The sequence below is a fragment of the Streptomyces sp. NBC_00299 genome, assembly GCF_036173045.1.
In the GTDB taxonomy this organism is placed as follows: Bacteria; Actinomycetota; Actinomycetes; order Streptomycetales; family Streptomycetaceae; genus Streptomyces; species Streptomyces machairae.
Genome location: NZ_CP108039.1, coordinates 4,987,663 through 5,005,402 on the forward strand (window position 1 = coordinate 4,987,663; position 17,740 = coordinate 5,005,402).

A 17,740-nucleotide genomic window follows, 5' to 3' on the forward strand; every position below is an offset into this window, starting at 1 on the left:
CCGTACGGCGTTCATCCCGTTCGGGGTGAGATACGCCCGCACGGCGTACTGATCCGCGGCGCGTCTCACAGCTCGTGCGGGACCTGGCGCGCCCGCTTGCGCATCCGGATTCCGATGACGATCTCGACGGCACCGACCGCCACCAGCCAGCACCCACCGAGCAGCATCAGCACGGTGACCGACTCGATCGGGGAGTCGATCAGCACGATTCCGCCGACGACGGTGACGACGCCGAGGAAGATCTGCCAGCCGCGGGCCGGCATGGACTTGTCGGAGGCGGCGGCCAGGGTCTGGGTGACGCCACGGAAGAGCCAGCCGATGCCGATCCACAGGGCGAGCAGCAAGATCGACTGCATCGGGCGGCGGAAGCAGAACAGGCCGAGGAGGACCGACACGGTGCCGCTGACGAAGGCCAGCACCCGCAGCGAGGTCGTCCGGTGCGTGCCGAACGCGGAGACCAGCTGGAAGACGCCGCTGATCAGGAGGTAGAGGCCGAAGAGGACCCCGGAGACGAAGAGCGGGGCATCCGGCCAGACCAGGACCAGGATGCCCAGCACCAGCGAGCAGACCCCGGTGCCCAGCACGACCTGCCAGGCGGCCCGGGACAGGACGTGCAGGGGCCCCTCGAAGGCGGGCTCGGCCTCCCGCGCCGCCCCCGCCCCGGGCGGATGCCCCGCATGAACCCGCCGGTCGTCATAGTCCCGGCCCCCGAGGGGGCCACCCGGTGACTCGGTCATGCTCCATGCTGGGAACGTCCCCGTTCCGCCCGCCATTCGGGGCGGTCCAGTCGGCTGACGGCCGGTCGCTCGCCGTGGCCGGGGGCTGCTGCCGCGCCGCCTACTTCCGCGCCGCCTTCGCCGCCGCCTTCATCTCCTGCTTGTGCGCGCGCACCTTGGTCAGGGACTCGGGGCCCGTGATGTCGGCGACGGAGCGGAAGGCCTGCGGCTCGCCGTACGCGCCCGCGGCCTCCTGCCAGCCCGCGGGGCGCACGCCCAGTTGCTTGCCGAGGAGGGCGAGGAAGATCTGGGCCTTCTGCTTGCCGAAGCCGGGCAGGTCCTCCAGGCGGCGCAGCAGTTCACGGCCGTCGGTGACGCCCTTCCAGACGAGCTCGGCCTCCCCGTCGTAGTGCTCGACGAGGTACTGGCACAGCTGCTGGATCCGCTTGGCCATGGAGCCCGGGTAGCGGTGCACGGCCGGTTTCTCGGACAGCAGGGCCACGAAGGCGTCGGGGTCCTGCGCCGCGATGTCGTGCGCGTCGAGGTCGTCCGCGCCGAGCCGGTCCGCGATCGTGCGGGGCCCCTTGAACGCCCACTCCATCGGAACCTGCTGGTCCAGCAGCATGCCGACCAGCGCGGCGAGCGGGCTGCGGCCGAGGAGTGCGTCGGCCTCGGGGTCCTGTGCGAGATGCAGGGTGACGTCCATGACCCCGATCATCCCGCGCGCGCCGACCGGACGCGCGCGGGGGCAGGGACGCGCAAGGGGTCCGCGTCCCTGCCCGGTCAGGGGCGCCAGTACCCCAGCGCGTTCACCCGCTGCTTCGGCAGGCCCAGTTCCTTGCGGACGTAGGAGGTCAGGGCGCGGGTCGTCGCTGTGTCGCAGGCGATCCAGACGTACGGCTCCGCGGTGCTCTTGAGGAGGTCGGGCAGGGCCTCCTTCACCTGGGTGACCAGGTGGGCCCCGGCGTCGCGCCTGGGCAGGGTCCGTACGTCGTGCCGGGCCTCGGCCGTCCGGAAGGGCAGGCCGTCACGCTCGCCCTCGAACCACACCGTCGCCGGCGCGGAGTCCAGGGCCGAGAGGAGGGAGTTGAGGGCGGGGAGGGAGGCCGTGTCCGCGATGGCGAAGACGTGGGAGGGGGCCGGGTCGGGTTGGGTGAAGTCCGTGCCGTGGACGGTCGCCTCGATCGTGTCGCCGGGCTGCGCCGCCCGCGCCCAGTCGCTCGCGCACCCCTCGTGCAGGGCGAACTCCAGGCTGAAGGTGCCGGCCTCCGGGTCGGCGTCGACCAGGGTGTACGCGCGCTGGTGCGGCTTGCCCGCGTTGTCGAACCACAGCCGGACCCACATCGTGGGATGGACGCCGGTCACCGCGAGCATGCCGCCGTCCTCGAGGTGGACGCGGCGGTACTGCGGCGTCACGTCCTCGGCGCCCGTCACCGTGAACACGAAGTCCTTGGCGCGCAGCAGCTTCAGGACCGCGCCCTCCCAGCCGTGCCCCTGCCCCATGGTGTCTTCACCCTTCGCGTACGATTCCCGCACCAATAACTTAGGGAAGCCTAACCTAAAACAAAGGAGGGGCACAGGTGACCGGCGAGATCTTCCGTGATGCCTGGGGCATACCGCATCTCCGCGCCGACGGAGCGAGGGAACTCGCCCGGGTCCAGGGCCGCGTCACCGCCCTGGACCGGGCCTGGCAGCTGGAGGTGGAGCGGCACCGGTCCCAGGGCACGTCCGCGTCCTTCCTCGGCGCCGAGGCCCTGCCCTGGGACCGGTTCGTCAGACGGGCCCGCCTCGACGACACGGCGAGACGTTGTTTCGACGCGTTGGAAAGACGGGACCCGGAGACGTCGGAGTGGGTGCGGGCGTACGTCGACGGGGTCAACGAGAGTCTGGCCGAAGGCGCCCGCCGCAGCCCGGAGTTCGCGCGGGCCGGGCTCGCCCCCGGCCGCTGGGAACCCTGGACCCCGCTCGGCATCTGGCTCGGCATCCACATCCTCTTCGCGGGCTTCCCGGCCAAGCTCTGGCGTGAGCAGGTCGTACGGCATCTCGGCGCCGACGCGGTCGGGCTGTTCGCCGCCGACGGGCCCGCGACCTCCGGCAGCAACGGCTGGCTGGTGAGCGGGGAACGGACCGTCACCGGACACGCGATCATCGCCGGCGACCCGCACCGCTTCATCGAGGAGCCCGGGGTCTACCAGCAGATCCACCTCTCCTGCCCCGAGTTCGACGTCATCGGCCTCGCCGTCCCCGGCGTCCCCGGCATCGCCCACTTCGGCCACACCGGCACGGTCGCCTGGGCCATCACCAACGCCATGGCCGACTACCAGGACCTGTACCGGGAGCGGCTGCGGCGCACGGGTGCGGGCGTGGAGGCCCTGGACCCGGACGGGGTCTGGCGGCGGGCGGTGCGGCACAACGAGGTCGTGGCGGTCGCGGGGGAGGAGCCGGTCGAGGTCGAGGTGATCGAGACGGAGCGGGGGCCGGTGATCATCGGAGGGCCGGAAGGGTTGTCCGAGGGGGTGCCGGACGGGCTGTCCGAAGGGTTGGCCGAGGGGGTGCCGGACGGGCTGTCCGAAGGGTTGGCCGAGGGGTCGCAGGACGGGCTGTCCGAAGAGTTGTTGCAGGAAGGTTTCTCCGCCGGGCACGTCCTGGCCGACGGCCCCCTCGCCGTCACCCTCCGCTACCCGCCCCGCGTCACCGCCGACCTCGGCTTCAGTGCTCTCCTCCCCCTCCTCCGCGCCCGCAGCGTCACCGACGTCGACCGGGCCGTCGACCTGTGGGCCGAGCCCGTCAACGTCGTCCAGGCCGCCGACACCGAGGGCGGCCTGCTGCACCGCGTCGCCGGGAAGGTGCCGGTGCGCTCCGAGGCCAACCGCACCCGGCTCGTGCCCGCCTGGCAGCCCGGCCACGACTGGGGCGGCTGGCACGAGACGCCCCGCGGCGGCCTCACCGACGGCGTCGCCGCCATGGCCAACCAGCGCGGCCTCGCCGCACCCCTGGGCGTCGAGTTCGCCCCGCCCCATCGCGCCGACCGCATCACGGCCCTGCTGGGCGAGCAGGACCACTGGTCGGCCGCCGACATGCCGGCGATCCACATGGACACCCAACTCGCCTCCGCGGAACCCTTGTTGGGGGTGCTTCGTGCCCTCGAAACCCTCACCCCCGCGGCTGCCCGCATCCGCCGGACCCTCCTCGCCTGGGACCGCCGCATGGACGCGGACAGCGTGGCCGCGGCCGGGTACGCGGCGGTGCGCGGTGCGGTCGTACGGCGACTCGCCGCGCACCCGGCATTCGCCGCGCTGTCCGCCCCGCCCGCCTACCCGGAGGTACTCCTCCCCTGGCTGGCCCTGCTCCCGCGCGTCGGCTTCGCCCTCGAACACCTGCTACGCGCCGAGGAGTTGTACGGCATCGACCGCGCCGAGATCGTCCGCGAGGCGGTCGAGGAAGTCGCCGCCGCGACCGCCGGGCAGCTCACCGGCACCTGGGGCGACACCCACCGCCTCGCCCCGTGGCGGGCGCTCCCCACCGGCCCGTACGACGGACCCGGCCTCTCCGGCGACCACGACTGCGTGCTGTGCACCTCCGCCGTGCCCGGCCTCACCGACCTGAGCGCGCGCGGCCCCGCCGCCCGCTACGTCTGGGACCTGGCCGACCGCGAGGCGAGCCGCTGGGTGGTCCCGCTCGGCGCGTCCGGCATCCCCGCCTCGCCCCACCACCGCGACCAGCTCCCCCTGTGGGTCGGGGGAGATCTGGTCCCGGTCGTCACCGATTTCACCGAGTTCGAGAAGGAATCCGATGTCTGAGCCGTCCGCAGTAGTCCACGAGCAGGCCGTCGACGGATTCGGCACCGTCCGCATCCGCCCCCTCGCCCCGCACGCCGACGCCGACCTCCTGCACGGCTGGGTCAGCCAGGAACGGGCCTCCTTCTGGGGCATGAACGGCCTGACCAGGGACCAGGTGGCCGGGATCTACGCCCACATGGACACCCTCGACACCCACCACGCCTTCCTCGTGGCGCTGGACGGGGACCCGGTGGCGGTGCTCCAGACGTACGAGCCGGAGGCGGACCGGGTCAGCGAGTGCTACGAGGTCCTTCCGGGCGACATCGGCATCCACCTGTTGCTGGCGCCCGCCGGTCCCGGGGGCGCGCGGTCCGGCTGGACCTCGGCGCTGCTGGCCGTCGTCGCGTCGTACGTCTTCGGCACCCTGGACCGCCGACGGGTGGTCGTCGACCCGGATGTAGCCAATGAAAAGGCCGTCGCCCGCTTCCTCAGGCAGGGCTTCGCGGCCGGCCCGGCGGTCGTGCTGCCGGAGGTCGACCTCCCGGACGTGTACATCCCGGAGAAGAAGGCCCAACTCGCGTTCCTGACCCGGGAGGTAGCCTTCCGGGCGTGACCCCCGAAGACCTCGTCGCGCACTACTCACTGGAGCCGATCCCGCGCGAGGGCGGGCTGTTCCGGCAGACCTGGGCGGGGCCCGAGCTGCCCGACGGACGGCGGCAGGGGACCGCGATAGTCGTCCTGCTCACCGCGGACGACTTCTCGGCCCTGCACCGTCTGCCGTCCGACGAGGTCTGGCACTTCTATCTGGGCGACCCGCTGGAACTGCTCCTCCTCGCCCCCGACGGCACATCGCGCACCGCCGTGCTCGGCCCCGACGTCCTGCGGGGCGGGCACATCCAGCTCACCGTTCCCGCCGGGACCTGGATGGGGGCGCGGGTGGCGGAGGGCGGTTCCTGGTCCTTCTTCGGCTGCACGATGGCGCCCGGTTTCACCTACGAGGGCTACGAGCACGGCGACCTGGCGGAGCTGACGGCGCGCTATCCCTCCGAGGCCGCGCGAATCGCGGCACTGTGCCGTCCATGACTGGACGCGGACTCCTCGAAGGACAGGTCGCCCTCGTCACGGGAGCGGGTGGCGGCATCGGGCGCGGGATCGCCATGCGGTTCGCGCAGGAGGGGGCGGCGGTCGTCCTGCATTGCCGTACGGCGGTGGAGGTGGCCGGGAAAGTGGCGTCCCGTATCCGGGAGTCGGGTGGGCGGGCGCTCGTCGTGCGGGGGGATCTGGCCGAGGAGGACGTCTGCCGACGCGTGGTGGGGGAGGCCGCCGACTGGGGTGACGGGCGACTGACCGCGCTGGTCAACAACGCGGGCGTACAACCGACGCAGGAGCTGGCGGGCATGACCGTGGCGCAGTGGCGGGCGGTCGTGGACCCCGACCTGACGAGCGTGTTCGCGTGTACGCAGGCCGCGGCCGAGGTGATGCGCGGGCAGGAGGGCGGCGGCTCGGTGACCCACATCGCCTCCATCGAGGCGACGCATCCGGCACCCCTGCACGCCCACTACTGCGCCGCCAAGGCGGCCGTTGTGATGCACGCCCGTTCGGCCGCCCTGGAGTACGGCCCCTTCGGTATCCGCGTCAACACGGTCTCGCCCGGGCTGATCCACCGGGACGGGCTGGAGGAGGCGTGGCCGGAGGGGGTGCGGCGGTGGGAGCGGGCGGCGCCGACGGGACGACTGGGGCGGCCGGAGGACGTGGGGGACGTGTGTGTGTTCCTGGCGTCGGGGCTGGCGTCCTGGGTCACCGGGCATGACCTGGTGGTGGACGGCGGGGTGTCGGCTCGGCCGACGTGGTGAGGAGCCGCCCGGCGGACCGTCTCTCGCAGGTCGCCGCGGTGACGTCTTCTCGTCGGCCGCGTCCTCAGTCGAAGCACCCGAAGATCCTGTCCCAGATCACGGAGTCGTCCACCAGGAGATCCACCTCGATCATGCGCGTGCGCAGTTCGGTGGCGGCGGCCACGCGCACGGCGTCGTCGGCCGAGTCCAGGGCCTCGCTCGACTCGGCGATCAGACCGAGCAGCACGGCCAGCACGGGGAGGCTGTCGGCGGCCGCCCCTTGCCCAGCCGTTCCTCCAGCCACACCGCGTCCGGTATCGCCGGAATGTCGCTGCTCGTCACTTCATGGCCCCCATGAATCGCGCGTCGTTTCGGTCGTTGCGGGCCCAGTCAATCGCATGGCCGCCCCAGGCCGCCGCTTCCCACTCGTGCGGACAAAACCGTTGCCCGGCGCGCTGAGCCCGAAGGCCTTCGTGTACGTACATACCTCTGAGGCCTCGAGTCCGACGACGGAGATGTGACACACGTGGGGTGCGATGACCGACGACGAGCGCGGCGCCGAATCCAGGGGCGGCGAGGAGTTCAACGGCTGGTGCTGCTCGGCACCCTGCTGGTCCTGTTGCTCCTCGGCGGCACCGCCCCCGCGTCGGCCCATGCCGCCCTTCGCGCCACCGACCCCGAGGACGGAAGCGTCCTCAAGTCGGCCCCCCGTCACCTCACCCTGACCTTCACGGAGTCCGTCGGCCTGCTCGACGACTCCTTCCGTGTGCTGGACCCCGAGGGCCGGCGGCTGCGCACGGGTGAGCCGGAGCACGGCTCGGACGGCGGTGACAGCGCCCGGGTGACGCTGCCCGCGAAGCTGGCCGAGGGCACGTACACGGTGGCGTGGCGGGTGGTGTCGGCCGACAGTCACCCGGTGTCCGGGGCGTTCACGTTCTCCGTCGGGAAGCCGTCCCTGACGACGGCCACCGTGGACACCGGGCCCGCCGAGGACCCGGCGACCAAGAGCCTCTACAACATCGCCCGCTATCTGGCCTACCTCGCCGCCGCCCTGCTCATCGGCGCCGCGACCTTCATGGCGGTCTGCCGCCCACCGGACGCCCCGGTGCTCCGCAAGCTGCTGAGGGCCGCCTGGTGGACCCTCCTCGCGGCCACCCTCGCCCTGCTGGTGCTGCGCGCCCCGTACGAGACGGGCGAGGGCCCCCTGGGAGCCCTGAGCGTCGACTCCCTCTCCCGCACCCTGACAAGCCGCCCGGGCGCGGTCCTGCTGGCCCGGCTGGGCCTCCTGGCCGTCGCCGCCGTCTATCTCGTACGGCTCACCGGGCGCCGTAAGCCCTACGGCTGGGCGGGCGCCGCCCTCGCCGTCGGTCTCGCCGTGACCTGGGCCGCCGGCGAGCACGCCTCCGCCGGCATCCAGGTGCCCGTGGCGATGACGTCATCGGCGCTGCACCTGCTGGCCACGGCGGTGTGGATGGGCGGTCTCGCGGCGCTGCTCGCGACGCTGTACCGCGCCCGCCTGACCCCGGCCGCGGTCACCCGCTTCTCCCGCCTCGCGTTCGCCTCCGTGACCGTCCTGGTCGTCACCGGCGTCTATCAGTCCTGGCGCGGCCTCGGCTCCTGGGACGCGCTCACCGGCACGACGTACGGCAGGCTCCTCGTCCTCAAGCTCGTCGCGGTGGCTCTGCTGCTCGCGGCGGCGGCCGTGTCCCGGCGCTGGACGGCGCGGCTGGCGACGGCCGACGCGCCGGCGGTCGTGGCCGAGAAGGAGCACGAACGGGTTCCCGAGCCTGTCGGCGGGCCGCCCGCGCTGCCCGAGGCGCCACAGGCCGACGTACCGCCGTCGACCGACCCGCAGCGCCGGGCGCTGCGCCGTTCCGTCCTGGCCGAGGTCGCCGTCGGTGCCGCGGTGCTGGCGGTCACCACGATCCTCACCAGCACCCTGCCCGGCCGCGCGCAGGCCGAGGCGGCGGCGGAGTCGCCCGCGGTGATCGGCGCCTCCGTGACCGTGGTCCCCTTCGACGTCGGCACCCAGGGGGGCCACGGCAAGGTGCAGATCACCCTCGACCCGGGCCGGGTCGGCGACAACTCCATCGAGGCCATCGTCTTCGGCCCCGACGGCGGCGTCGCCACCGTCCCCGAACTGCGCGTCTCCTTCACCCTTCCGGCCAAGGACGTCGGTCCCATCGACGCCGGAGTCGCCGACAAGGGCGGCTACTGGGGCAACAGCTTCCTCAACCTGCCCCTCGCCGGGAAGTGGGAGATGAAGGTGACCGTGCGGACGTCGGAGGTCGACCAGGTGAGCGAGACCAGGACCGTGACCGTCCGCTAGAACCTGTGCCGTACACGCGCCTCGACGGCAGGGCCGCCAGCGCCGTGAACGTTCCCGGATTCGATCATCCTGACGGTGACCTCCAGGTCCGAGATATCGGTCACGTTTCCGAAACGTCGATCGACATCCCTTGACGCATGACCGGACATACGGCTGTTATTGCGCCATCGTGTTCGGTCAAGTTGATTTCTGATCGGTTACGACGGACTTCGACGCGTCCCGCCCTCATGATCGAACCCTGCCCTCAGGAGCCGTAGATGCAGCACTTCTCCCCCTCCGGTCTCTCACTGCCCTCGCCGAGTCGTCGCACCCTGCTGCGCGGCATAGGCGGCACCGCCGTACTCGGCGCGGGCATTCCGCTGCTCAGCGCCTGCGGCGGCAGCGGTACGGCGAGCGACCCGAAGACCGTCACCCTCGGCTCCAAGGCTTCCGACGCCGTGCCGAAGAAGGCGTTCGCGGACATCTACGCGGCCTACAAGAAGAAGTCCGGCATCACGGTCGACGTGAACACCAAGGACTCCAACACCTTCCAGGAGCAGATCAACTCCTACCTCCAGGGCACGCCGGACGACGTTTTCACCTGGTTCGCCGGCTACCGGATGCAGTTCTTCGCGGCCAAGGGCCTCACCACCCCGATCGACGACGTGTGGCAGACCATCGGGGGCAACTTCCCCGACGCGATGAAGAAGCTCAGCAAGGGCGAGGACGGCAAGTACTACTTCGTGCCGCTGTACACGTACCCGTGGGCGGTCTTCTACCGGAAGAGCGTCTTCCGGGAGAACGGCTACGAAGTCCCCACCACCTGGGACGACTTCGTGGCGCTGTGCAAGCAGATGCAGAAGGACAAGCTGGTCCCGATCGCCTTCGGCGACAAGGACGCCTGGCCCGCGCTCGGCACCTTCGACCAGATCAACTTCCGCCAGAACGGCTACGACTTCCACGTCGACCTGATGGGCGGCAAGGCCTCCTGGACCGACGCCAAGGTGCGCAAGGTCTTCGACCTGTGGACCGAGATCCTTCCGTACCACCAGGAGGGCGCCGTCGGCCGTACCTGGCAGGACGCGGCCCAGACGCTCGCCTCGAAGAAGGCCGGCATGTATCTGCTCGGCACCTTCGTGGCCCAGCAGTTCACCGACAAGGCCGCCCTGGACGACCTCGACTTCTTCGCGTTCCCGGAGATCGACCCGCAGTTCGGGCAGGACACCGTCGAGGCGCCGACCGACGGCTTCATGATGAGCAAGAGCCCGAAGAACAAGGCCGAGGCCGTCAAGCTGCTGGAGTTCCTGGGCACGCCGGAGGCCGAGAGCGTCTATCTCAAGTCCGACCCGAGCTCGGTCCACGCCTCCACCAAGGCCGACACCTCCTCGTACACGGCGCTGCAGAAGAAGGCGTACGACATGATCGCCGGCGCCAAGTCCCTGACCCAGTTCATGGACCGTGACAGCCGCCCCGACTTCACGTCGACCGTGATGCAGCCCGCGCTGCAGAAGTTCATCCGCGACCCCAAGGGCGTGGACAGCCTGCTGTCCTCGATCGAGCGCCAGAAGAAGACGATCTTCGCGTCCGGCTGATCGACATGACCACAGAAACCACCAAGGAGATCCCGGAGGCGGCCGCCGTGCCGTCTCCGGGCGCTGCCCCCGCCAAGAAGGTGCCCCACGGGCACCGCCGTCTGCTGACCCGCCGCGACCGGCTCACCCTCGGGCTGATGGCGGGCCTGCCGACCGTCCTGCACATCGCGCTCGTCTGGGTCACGGCGCTGGCCTCGATCGCGCTGGCCTTCACCACCTGGGACGGGATCGGCTTCGACTCGATCCAGTGGGTCGGGCTGCAGAATTTCAAGGAACTATTCGAGCAGAACCCGCAGTTCTGGCCCGCCGTCCAGCACAACGTCATCTGGTTCGTCGTCCTGATCGCGATCCCGACCCCGCTCGGCCTGTTCCTGGCCGTGCAGTTGGACAAGAAGATCCGGTTCAGCAGGGTGTACCAGACCGCGTTCTTCCTGCCGGTCGTGCTGTCGATGGCTGTCATCGGCTTTGTCTGGCAGCTGATCTACAACCCCGACACCGGCCTGATCAACAGCATCATCGGGGCCAACGAGCCCGGCAAGTACATCGACTGGATCGGCGACCCGGACCTCAACCTCTGGGCGATCCTCATCGCCGCGTCCTGGCGCCACACCGGCTACATGATGATCCTGTACCTGGCCGGCCTGAAGGGCGTCGACCCGTCCCTGCGGGAGGCGTCAGCGCTCGACGGTGCGGGCGAGTGGCAGACGTTCAAGAACGTCATCTTCCCGACGCTGCGCCCCACCAACACCGTCGTCCTGGTCGTCACCATCATCGAGGCCCTGCGCGCCTTCGACCTGGTCTTCGTCTTCAACAAGGGCGCCGAGGGCACCGAGCTGCTCTCGATCCTGGTCACCAACAACATCATCGGCGAGTCCAGCCGCATCGGATACGGCTCCGCGATCGCGGTGGTCCTGCTGCTGATCTCCCTCGTCGTGATCATTCCCTACCTGGTGGCCACCTTCCGTAAGGAGCGGCGCGCATGAGCACCGGCACCCTCGCGCTCGGCAAGAAGCGCGCCCCCGTCCGCCCCGCCCGGATCCTGCTGCACGTCTTCCTCGCCGGCGCGGCGCTGGCCTGGCTCGCGCCGCTGGCCTGGGCGATCTATGCGGCGCTGCGGCCGTACTCGGAGACGAGCGAGAAGGGATACGTGTCCTGGCCGGACACGCTGAACTTCGACAACTTCACGAACGCGTTCACGCAGTCGGACATGAGCCACTACTTCGTCAACACCATGATCATCGCCGTGCCGGCGGTGCTGGTGACGCTGTTCCTGTCCTCGATGGTCGCCTTCTACGTGAGCCGTTTCGACTTCCGCATCAACCTGGCGCTGCTGCTGGTCTTCACGGCGGGCAACCTGCTGCCGCAGCAGGTCATCATCACCCCGCTGTACCGGCTGTACCTGCTGATCGACCTGCCCGGCATCACGATGAGCGGCAAGCTCTACGACTCCGCGCTCGGCCTGGTGTTGATTCATGTCGCCTTCCAGTCGGGCTTCTGCGCCTTCGTGCTCAGCAACTACATGCGCTCGCTGCCGCACGAGCTGACCGAGGCCGCGCTGGTCGACGGCGCCTCGGTGTGGCGGCAGTACTGGCAGATCGTGCTGCCGCTGTGCCGCCCGGCGATGGCGGCCCTGGCGACGCTGTTGTCCATCTGGATCTACAACGACTTCTTCTGGGCCCTCGTCCTGATCTCGACCGGCGAGAACATGCCGATCACCTCGGCGCTGAACAACCTCACCGGCGCGTACTTCACGGACCCGAACCTGGTCGCCGCAGGCGCTCTGCTCACCGCGATCCCCACGCTGATCGTGTACTTCGTGCTCCAGCGGCAGTTCGTCAGCGGTCTGACGCTGGGCGCCAACAAGGGCTGACGGCCCCTTTCTTGAAAGAGACACCCGTGCACCACCTCTTCACCCCCGTCGCCTCCGTGCCCGTGGACACGCGCACCGCCCTCGTCCACGAGGAGGGCTGGCAGTCCTGGAGCCCCAGTGGCTCCTACGCCCTCGGCGACAAGCCGTACCGTCCGACCAACGACAACTGGGCGACGGTCTGTTACCGGCCTGGCGTCTCCGTCCCCGAGGGAGCCTTCCAGGGCGAGGGGCTGCTGGCCCTGGACCCCGGCGACGGCTCACCCGTACGCCTGTGGGCGGCCGTCGAGCCGACCCGCGCGGTGCCGTCGATCCGCCTGGTCGTCGACGGGGACACGGCGGAGGTCAGCGCCGACGGGCCGGTGAAGGAGTGGACGGGCGCCACCATCCAGTCGGTACTGGGCGACTGGGCCGAGGGCCTCCAGCTGTCGGCCCCCCGCCCGGCGCCCACCGTCTGGTGCTCCTGGTACGAGTACTTCACCGCCGTCACCGAGGACGACATCCACGAGAACCTCCGTGCGATGGACACCCTCGACCTGCCCGTCGACGTCGTCCAGATCGACGACGGCTACCAGAAGGCCCTCGGCGACTGGCTCACCCTCTCCGGCCGCTTCCGTTCCCGCGCGGGCATCGCCGACGCGATCCGGGCGAGGGGCCGCCGCGCCGGCATCTGGACGGCACCCTTCCTGGTCGACCCGGCGAGCGACCTGGCCGCCGAGCACCCCGAGTGGCTGGTCCGCGACACCGACGGCGGCTTCACGCACGCCGGCCGCAACTGGGGCCACGACCTGCGCGTCCTGGACACCACGCACCCCGACGCGGCGGCGTACCTGACGGAGGTCTTCCGGACCCTGCGCGCCGAGGGCTACGACTACTTCAAGGTCGACTTCCTCTACGCGGGCGCCCTGGACGGCGTACGGCACGACGGAGACGACGGGGACGCAGCCGCGCTGACGGCGTACCGTTCCGGGATCGAGCTGATCCGCGAGGCCATCGGCGACGACGCCTACCTGCTGGGCTGCGGGGCACCCCTGCTCGCGTCCATCGGCCTGTTCGACGCGATGCGGGTCAGCCCCGACACGGCCCCGCACCGCCGCCCCGAGGCCGACGACCACAGCCAACCCGGCCAGGATCCGGCCGAGTTCACCGGCGCCGGCCGGCAGTGGCAGCACGGGCGCCTCTGGATCAACGACCCCGACTGCCTGATGGCCCGCCCGGCGGTGGAGACCCGTGAGCAGTGGGCGGCGCACATCGAGGCGACGGGCGGTCTGATGGCGTCCAGCGACCGACTGCTCTCGCTGGACGAGTGGGGCGTGGCGACGACGCGCCGGCTGCTGTCCGGGGGCGCCCGATGAAGCGGGAACTGTCCGTCGAGGGCATCGCCTACGGCGGCGACTACAACCCCGAGCAGTGGCCCGAGGAGGTCTGGGCCGAGGACATGCGCCTGATGCGCGAGGCCGGGGTCACCATGGTCAGCGTCGGCATCTTCTCGTGGGCGCTGCTGGAGCCGAAGGAGGGCGAGTACGACTTCTCCCTCCTGGACCGCGTCCTGGACCTGCTGCATGCCCACGGCATAGCGGCCGACCTCGCGACCCCGACGGCGGCGCCCCCGGCGTGGTTCTTCCGAGCCCACCCCGAGGCGCTGCCCGTCGACAGGGACGGCAGGGGGCTGTCGTACGGCAGCCGCCAGACGTTCTGCCCGTCGAGCCCCGCCTACCGCGACGCCGCGCTGCGGATGGCGCGGGCGCTGGCCGGGCGTTACGCGCAGCACCCGGCGCTGGTGATGTGGCACGTCCACAACGAGTACGGCTGCCACAACGCCGAGTGCTACTGCGACGAGAGCGCGGCCGCCTTCCGGCGCTGGCTGCGGGCGCGGTACGCGGACGATCTCGCCGCCCTCAACGACGCCTGGGGCACCCGCTTCTGGAGCCAGTGGTACTACGACTGGGACGAGATCCTCCCGCCCCGCCCCACCGGCGCCGTCCCGAACCCCACCCACCAGCTGGACTGGCGCCGCTTCTGCAGCGACGAACTGCTGTCGCTGTACGAGGCGGAGCGCGATCTTCTGCTGGCGGCGGCCCCTCGGATCCCCGCCACCACCAACTTCATGGTGATGTACAACTTCGACGCCCTCGACTACTGGCGCTGGGCCCCGAAGCTGGACATCGTCTCCAACGACCACTACCTCCAGTCGGCCGATCCCGAGTCCGAGATCGACGTCGCGCTCAGCGGCGACCTGGTCCGCTCCCTCGCGGGCGGCCCCTGGCTGCTGATGGAGCACTCGACGGGCGCGGTGAACTGGCAGCCGGTGAACAGGGCCAAGGGCCCGGGCGAGCTGCGGCGCAATGCCCTGGCGCACGTGGCCCGGGGCGCCGACGGCATCGCGTACTTCCAGTGGCGCGCGGCGAAGGCGGGCGCCGAGCAGTGGCACTCGGCGATGCTCCCGCACGCGGGCACGGACAGCCAGATCTGGCGGGACGTGGTCCGGCTCGGCGCTGATCTGCGGGCGTTGGCCGAGGTCAGGGGCAGTACGGTCCCGGCCCAGGTGGCCATCGTCTGGGACTGGAACTCCCGCTGGGCGATGGAGCTGCCCTCCCAGCCGAGCGCCGAGCTGCGCTTCCAGGACCTGGTCCGCGCCTGGTACGAGCCGCTGTGGCGGGCAGGCATCGCGGTGGACTTCGTACGCCCCGACGCGGACCTGTCGGCCTACCGGCTGGTGCTGGCCCCCTCGCTGTACCTGGTGGACGACGCGGGCGCGAGGAATCTGACGGCCTTCGCGTCGGACGGCGGCACCCTGGCGGTCGGCTTCCACGGCGGTGCGGTCGACGAGAACTGCCATGTCCGGCTGGGCGGTTACCCGGGCGCGTTCCGGGAGGCGCTCGGGGTACGGACCGACGAGCTGTTCCCGCTGCTGCCGGGGGAGCCGGTCGGGCTGAGCGGCGGCGGCACGGGGACCCTGTGGTCGGAGCGGGTACGGCTGTCCGGCGCCGATCCGGTCGAGTCGTACACGACCGGTCCGCTGAGCGGCGTACCGGCGGTGACGCGCAACAGCACCGGGTCCGGGGTGAGTTGGTACGTGGCCACTCTTCCCGACCCGACGACCCTGGCCGCGCTCCTGGACCGTATCCGCCGCGAGGCGGGCGTGGAGCCGGTGCGCAGCACCCCGGAGGGCGTCGAGGCGGTCCTGCGGCGGGGTGCGGACGCCGACTACCTCTTCCTCGTCAACCACACCGACCGTCCCGTCCATGTGGCCGTCGCGTCGGACGCCACGGACCTGCTGACCGGCAAGGTGGTGCCGGGTTCGGTCAGTGTTCCGGCGGGCGAGACGGCGGTGGTGCGCGAGCCGCGCTGAGCATCCCGCCGTGTGGCATGGTGGCGGGAAATCACCGGGGGATCTTCGAGGGGTGGGGCGGCATGCCGGAGCTGACCAAGGGCGGGAACATCGCGGTGGGCTCCGGGCCCGTCGTCGCCGAGCTGCACGCCGTGGGCGGCACGGTCGACCTCAGTGCCCTGCTGGTGGCGGCGGACGGCAAGGTCCGGTCCGACGACGACCTGGTCTTCTACAACCAGCCGTCCGCCGAGTCCGGTGCCGTCCGGCACCTCGCCGCCGACAGCGGGGGCCCCGAGCGCATCGAGATGGACCCGGCCGCGCTCCCGGCGGACGTGGACCGGGTGGTCCTGGTCGGGAGCTGCGATCCCGACGACGTGCAACGCACCTTCCGCGAGGTCAAGGACGTGCTCGTCCGCGCCTCCCAAGTCGGCGCCGACCCGGTCGACTTCCGCCCGCCGGCCCTCACCGACGGCGAACGCGCCGTACTCCTGATGGAGCTCTACCGCAGGGGCGAGGCCTGGAAGCTGCGCGCCATCGGCCAGGGGTACGCCGACGGGCTGGCCGGGCTCGCCACCGACTTCGGCATAGACGTGGCGGAGGCGGAGGAGCCGGAAGCGGCCGAGGAGCCCGAGCAGCGGGTGGCGTCACGGGCGCCGATGCCGTCCGAGCCGCCCGCCGGCGCGGCGCAGCCGGCCCCGACCGCGCCCCCGATGAGCCTGCGCAAGCCCCCGCTCGGCACGATCAGCCTCGACAAGGGCGGCCAGGTCGCGCTGAGCCTGGACAAGGCGGACCGCAAGCTGGTGGTCACCGCGACCCTGGAGTGGGACGGCGGCAGCGAGCAGCGCCGCAAACGGGGCGCCGACCTCGACCTCTACGCCCTGTTCGTGCCGGCGTCGAAGGCGATACGCGGCGATCAGGCCCCCGGCACCCTCCTCACGCCGAAGAAGGGCTCGCGTCCCCCGCGCGCCTCGGACACCGCGCACAAGGGCAAGGGCGCGGACGTCGTCTACTACAAGCGCCTCGGCTCGCGGAAGAACCCTCCCTTCATCCACCTCGACGGCGACGCCCGCGTCCCCGGCCGCGAGACACTCCGTATCGTCCGCCCCGACCAGCAGGGCTACGTCCTGCTCTGCGCCTACTCCGCGCTCAGCAACGGCTTCGGCTCCTTCCGCAGCTTCGGGGCGAAGGTCGTCGTCACCGACGGGCGCGGCTCGACCGTCACCGTCCCGCTCTTCGAGAACACGAAGACCCGGTACTGGGTGGCCATCGCCCTCGTCGACTTCACCGCGTCCGACGGGGCGGAGATCCAGCACGTCGAGGCCTACAGCGCCCGTATGACCGAGCGCCGCCCGGTCCTGCACGTGGACGGCACCGTCGAGATGAACGCGGGGCCGGTGGAGTTCAAGCGGCGCTGAGCCGACGCCGGCCCGACGCCCGGGCCCGGCGAGGTGAGAAGTCCCCTAAACGGGGCAAAACAGATAAGAGCACGGCATCCAACCGCGAAGGCCGTCCGCCATGCCTGAGCTGCCAGACGTCGAGGGTTTCCGGAACGTGCTCCAGTCCTGCGCGAAGGGCCGGACCATCCGCCGCGTCGATGTCCGCGACCCGGGCGTCCTGCACGGCGTGAGCGCACGGCGGCTGCGGGCCTCGCTGGAGGGGCGGCGCGTCACCAGGGCGGAGCGGCACGGCAAGTGGCTGCTCGCCCGCACCGGCGGCCCGACCCTCGCGCTGCACTTCGGCATGACCGGCCTGCTGCTCTGCGCCCACCCGGACGACGCGGCCGAGCCCCACGACCGCGTCCTGCTCACCGTCGCCCGCGACCACCAGCTCCGCTACCGTGACCAGCGTAAACTCCAGGGCCTCTGGCTGGCCGGCGACGACTTCGACGTCGTACGGCTGCTGCGGGACCAGGGGCCCGACGCCCTGACGGTGGACCGCGAGGAGTTCGAGGACGTACTCGCCTCGCATCGCGGACGCGTCAAGTCGGTCCTGATCGACCAGTCGGCCCTGGCGGGCCTCGGCAACCTCCTGGCGGACGAGATCCTTTGGCGGGCGAGGCTGCGGCCGCACACCCCGGCCAACGTCCTCGCCGAGCCCGAGCGCCGCCGCCTCTACACCGAGATGCGCCGCACCCTGCGCCCCGCGGTCGCCGCCGGCCGGGTTCCCCCTCGCCCCACCTGGCTCACCGGCCACCGTGACGACCCCGACCCGCACTGCCCCCGCTGCGGCACGCACCTGCGCCGCACCCGCATGGCAGGCCGGACGACGGTGTGGTGTCCGGGGTGCCAGGAGAAGGGGGCGTGAGGGTGGCAGAC

Annotated in this window: 16 protein-coding genes; 12 read left to right on the forward strand and 4 right to left on the reverse strand. The window is 71.4% G+C overall.

The features are described 5' to 3' along the window. Positions 1-65: 65 nt before the first annotated feature. From OHT51_RS22050 to OHT51_RS22060, 3 genes are all read right to left on the reverse strand, one after another. Complete coding sequence (locus OHT51_RS22050) at positions 66-737, reverse strand: HdeD family acid-resistance protein (RefSeq protein WP_328880644.1); 672 nt, start codon at positions 735-737, stop codon at positions 66-68. 100 nt (positions 738-837) lie between these two features. Then, positions 838-1,422 (reverse strand): HhH-GPD-type base excision DNA repair protein, encoded by a 585-nt coding sequence (locus OHT51_RS22055; RefSeq protein WP_328880645.1) that lies wholly within the window; start codon positions 1,420-1,422, stop codon positions 838-840. Positions 1,423-1,499: 77 nt separating this feature from the next. Next, a complete protein-coding gene (locus OHT51_RS22060; RefSeq protein ID WP_328880646.1) occupies positions 1,500-2,219 on the reverse strand; it encodes a siderophore-interacting protein in 720 nt (239 codons plus the stop codon). 77 nt (positions 2,220-2,296) lie between these two features. Here OHT51_RS22060 and OHT51_RS22065 point away from each other — a divergent pair, with 77 nt between their 5' ends. The 4 genes from OHT51_RS22065 to OHT51_RS22080 are packed head-to-tail and all read left to right on the forward strand — an operon-like array spanning position 2,297 to position 6,348. Continuing rightward, entirely contained in the window at positions 2,297-4,516 is a 2,220-nt protein-coding gene (locus OHT51_RS22065; RefSeq protein ID WP_328880647.1) for a penicillin acylase family protein, read from the forward strand. Next, entirely contained in the window at positions 4,509-5,108 is a 600-nt protein-coding gene (locus OHT51_RS22070; protein ID WP_328880648.1) for a GNAT family N-acetyltransferase, read from the forward strand. Before OHT51_RS22065 ends, OHT51_RS22070 begins: the two co-directional genes overlap by 8 nt. Then, positions 5,105-5,578 (forward strand): cupin domain-containing protein, encoded by a 474-nt coding sequence (locus tag OHT51_RS22075; protein WP_328880649.1) that lies wholly within the window; start codon positions 5,105-5,107, stop codon positions 5,576-5,578. Before OHT51_RS22070 ends, OHT51_RS22075 begins: the two co-directional genes overlap by 4 nt. After that, positions 5,575-6,348 (forward strand): SDR family NAD(P)-dependent oxidoreductase, encoded by a 774-nt coding sequence (locus OHT51_RS22080; RefSeq protein WP_328880650.1) that lies wholly within the window; start codon positions 5,575-5,577, stop codon positions 6,346-6,348. Before OHT51_RS22075 ends, OHT51_RS22080 begins: the two co-directional genes overlap by 4 nt. Positions 6,349-6,412: 64 nt before the next feature. On the opposite strand, the gene OHT51_RS22085 is transcribed toward OHT51_RS22080, so the two are convergent. Further along, on the reverse strand, positions 6,413-6,631 hold the full coding sequence (locus OHT51_RS22085; protein WP_328880651.1) for a hypothetical protein: 219 nt from the start codon (positions 6,629-6,631) through the stop codon (positions 6,413-6,415). Between the two features lie 288 nt (positions 6,632-6,919). Between OHT51_RS22085 and OHT51_RS22090 the strand changes: the two genes are divergently transcribed. The 8 genes from OHT51_RS22090 (at position 6,920) to OHT51_RS22125 (ending at position 17,729) form a co-directional block, all read left to right on the forward strand. Beyond that, positions 6,920-8,656, forward strand: a complete 1,737-nt coding sequence (locus OHT51_RS22090; RefSeq protein ID WP_328880652.1) for a copper resistance CopC/CopD family protein — start codon at positions 6,920-6,922, stop codon at positions 8,654-8,656. A gap of 257 nt (positions 8,657-8,913) precedes the next feature. Further along, on the forward strand, positions 8,914-10,227 hold the full coding sequence (locus OHT51_RS22095) for an ABC transporter substrate-binding protein (RefSeq protein WP_328880653.1): 1,314 nt from the start codon (positions 8,914-8,916) through the stop codon (positions 10,225-10,227). Between the two features lie 5 nt (positions 10,228-10,232). Further along, entirely contained in the window at positions 10,233-11,210 is a 978-nt protein-coding gene (locus tag OHT51_RS22100; protein ID WP_328880654.1) for a carbohydrate ABC transporter permease, read from the forward strand. After that, complete coding sequence (locus OHT51_RS22105; protein WP_328880655.1) at positions 11,207-12,097, forward strand: carbohydrate ABC transporter permease; 891 nt, start codon at positions 11,207-11,209, stop codon at positions 12,095-12,097. Before OHT51_RS22100 ends, OHT51_RS22105 begins: the two co-directional genes overlap by 4 nt. Before the next feature lie 26 nt (positions 12,098-12,123). Continuing rightward, complete coding sequence (locus tag OHT51_RS22110; protein ID WP_328880656.1) at positions 12,124-13,449, forward strand: glycoside hydrolase family 36 protein; 1,326 nt, start codon at positions 12,124-12,126, stop codon at positions 13,447-13,449. Then, complete coding sequence (locus OHT51_RS22115; RefSeq protein WP_328880657.1) at positions 13,446-15,446, forward strand: beta-galactosidase; 2,001 nt, start codon at positions 13,446-13,448, stop codon at positions 15,444-15,446. The genes OHT51_RS22110 and OHT51_RS22115 overlap by 4 nt, the downstream gene beginning before the upstream one ends. A 62-nt stretch (positions 15,447-15,508) precedes the next feature. After that, positions 15,509-16,840, forward strand: coding sequence for a TerD family protein (locus OHT51_RS22120; protein ID WP_328880658.1), 1,332 nt, complete (start codon positions 15,509-15,511; stop codon positions 16,838-16,840). A 100-nt stretch (positions 16,841-16,940) separates the two neighbouring features. Next, positions 16,941-17,729, forward strand: coding sequence for an Fpg/Nei family DNA glycosylase (locus OHT51_RS22125; RefSeq protein WP_328880659.1), 789 nt, complete (start codon positions 16,941-16,943; stop codon positions 17,727-17,729). Positions 17,730-17,740: the final 11 nt, after the last annotated feature.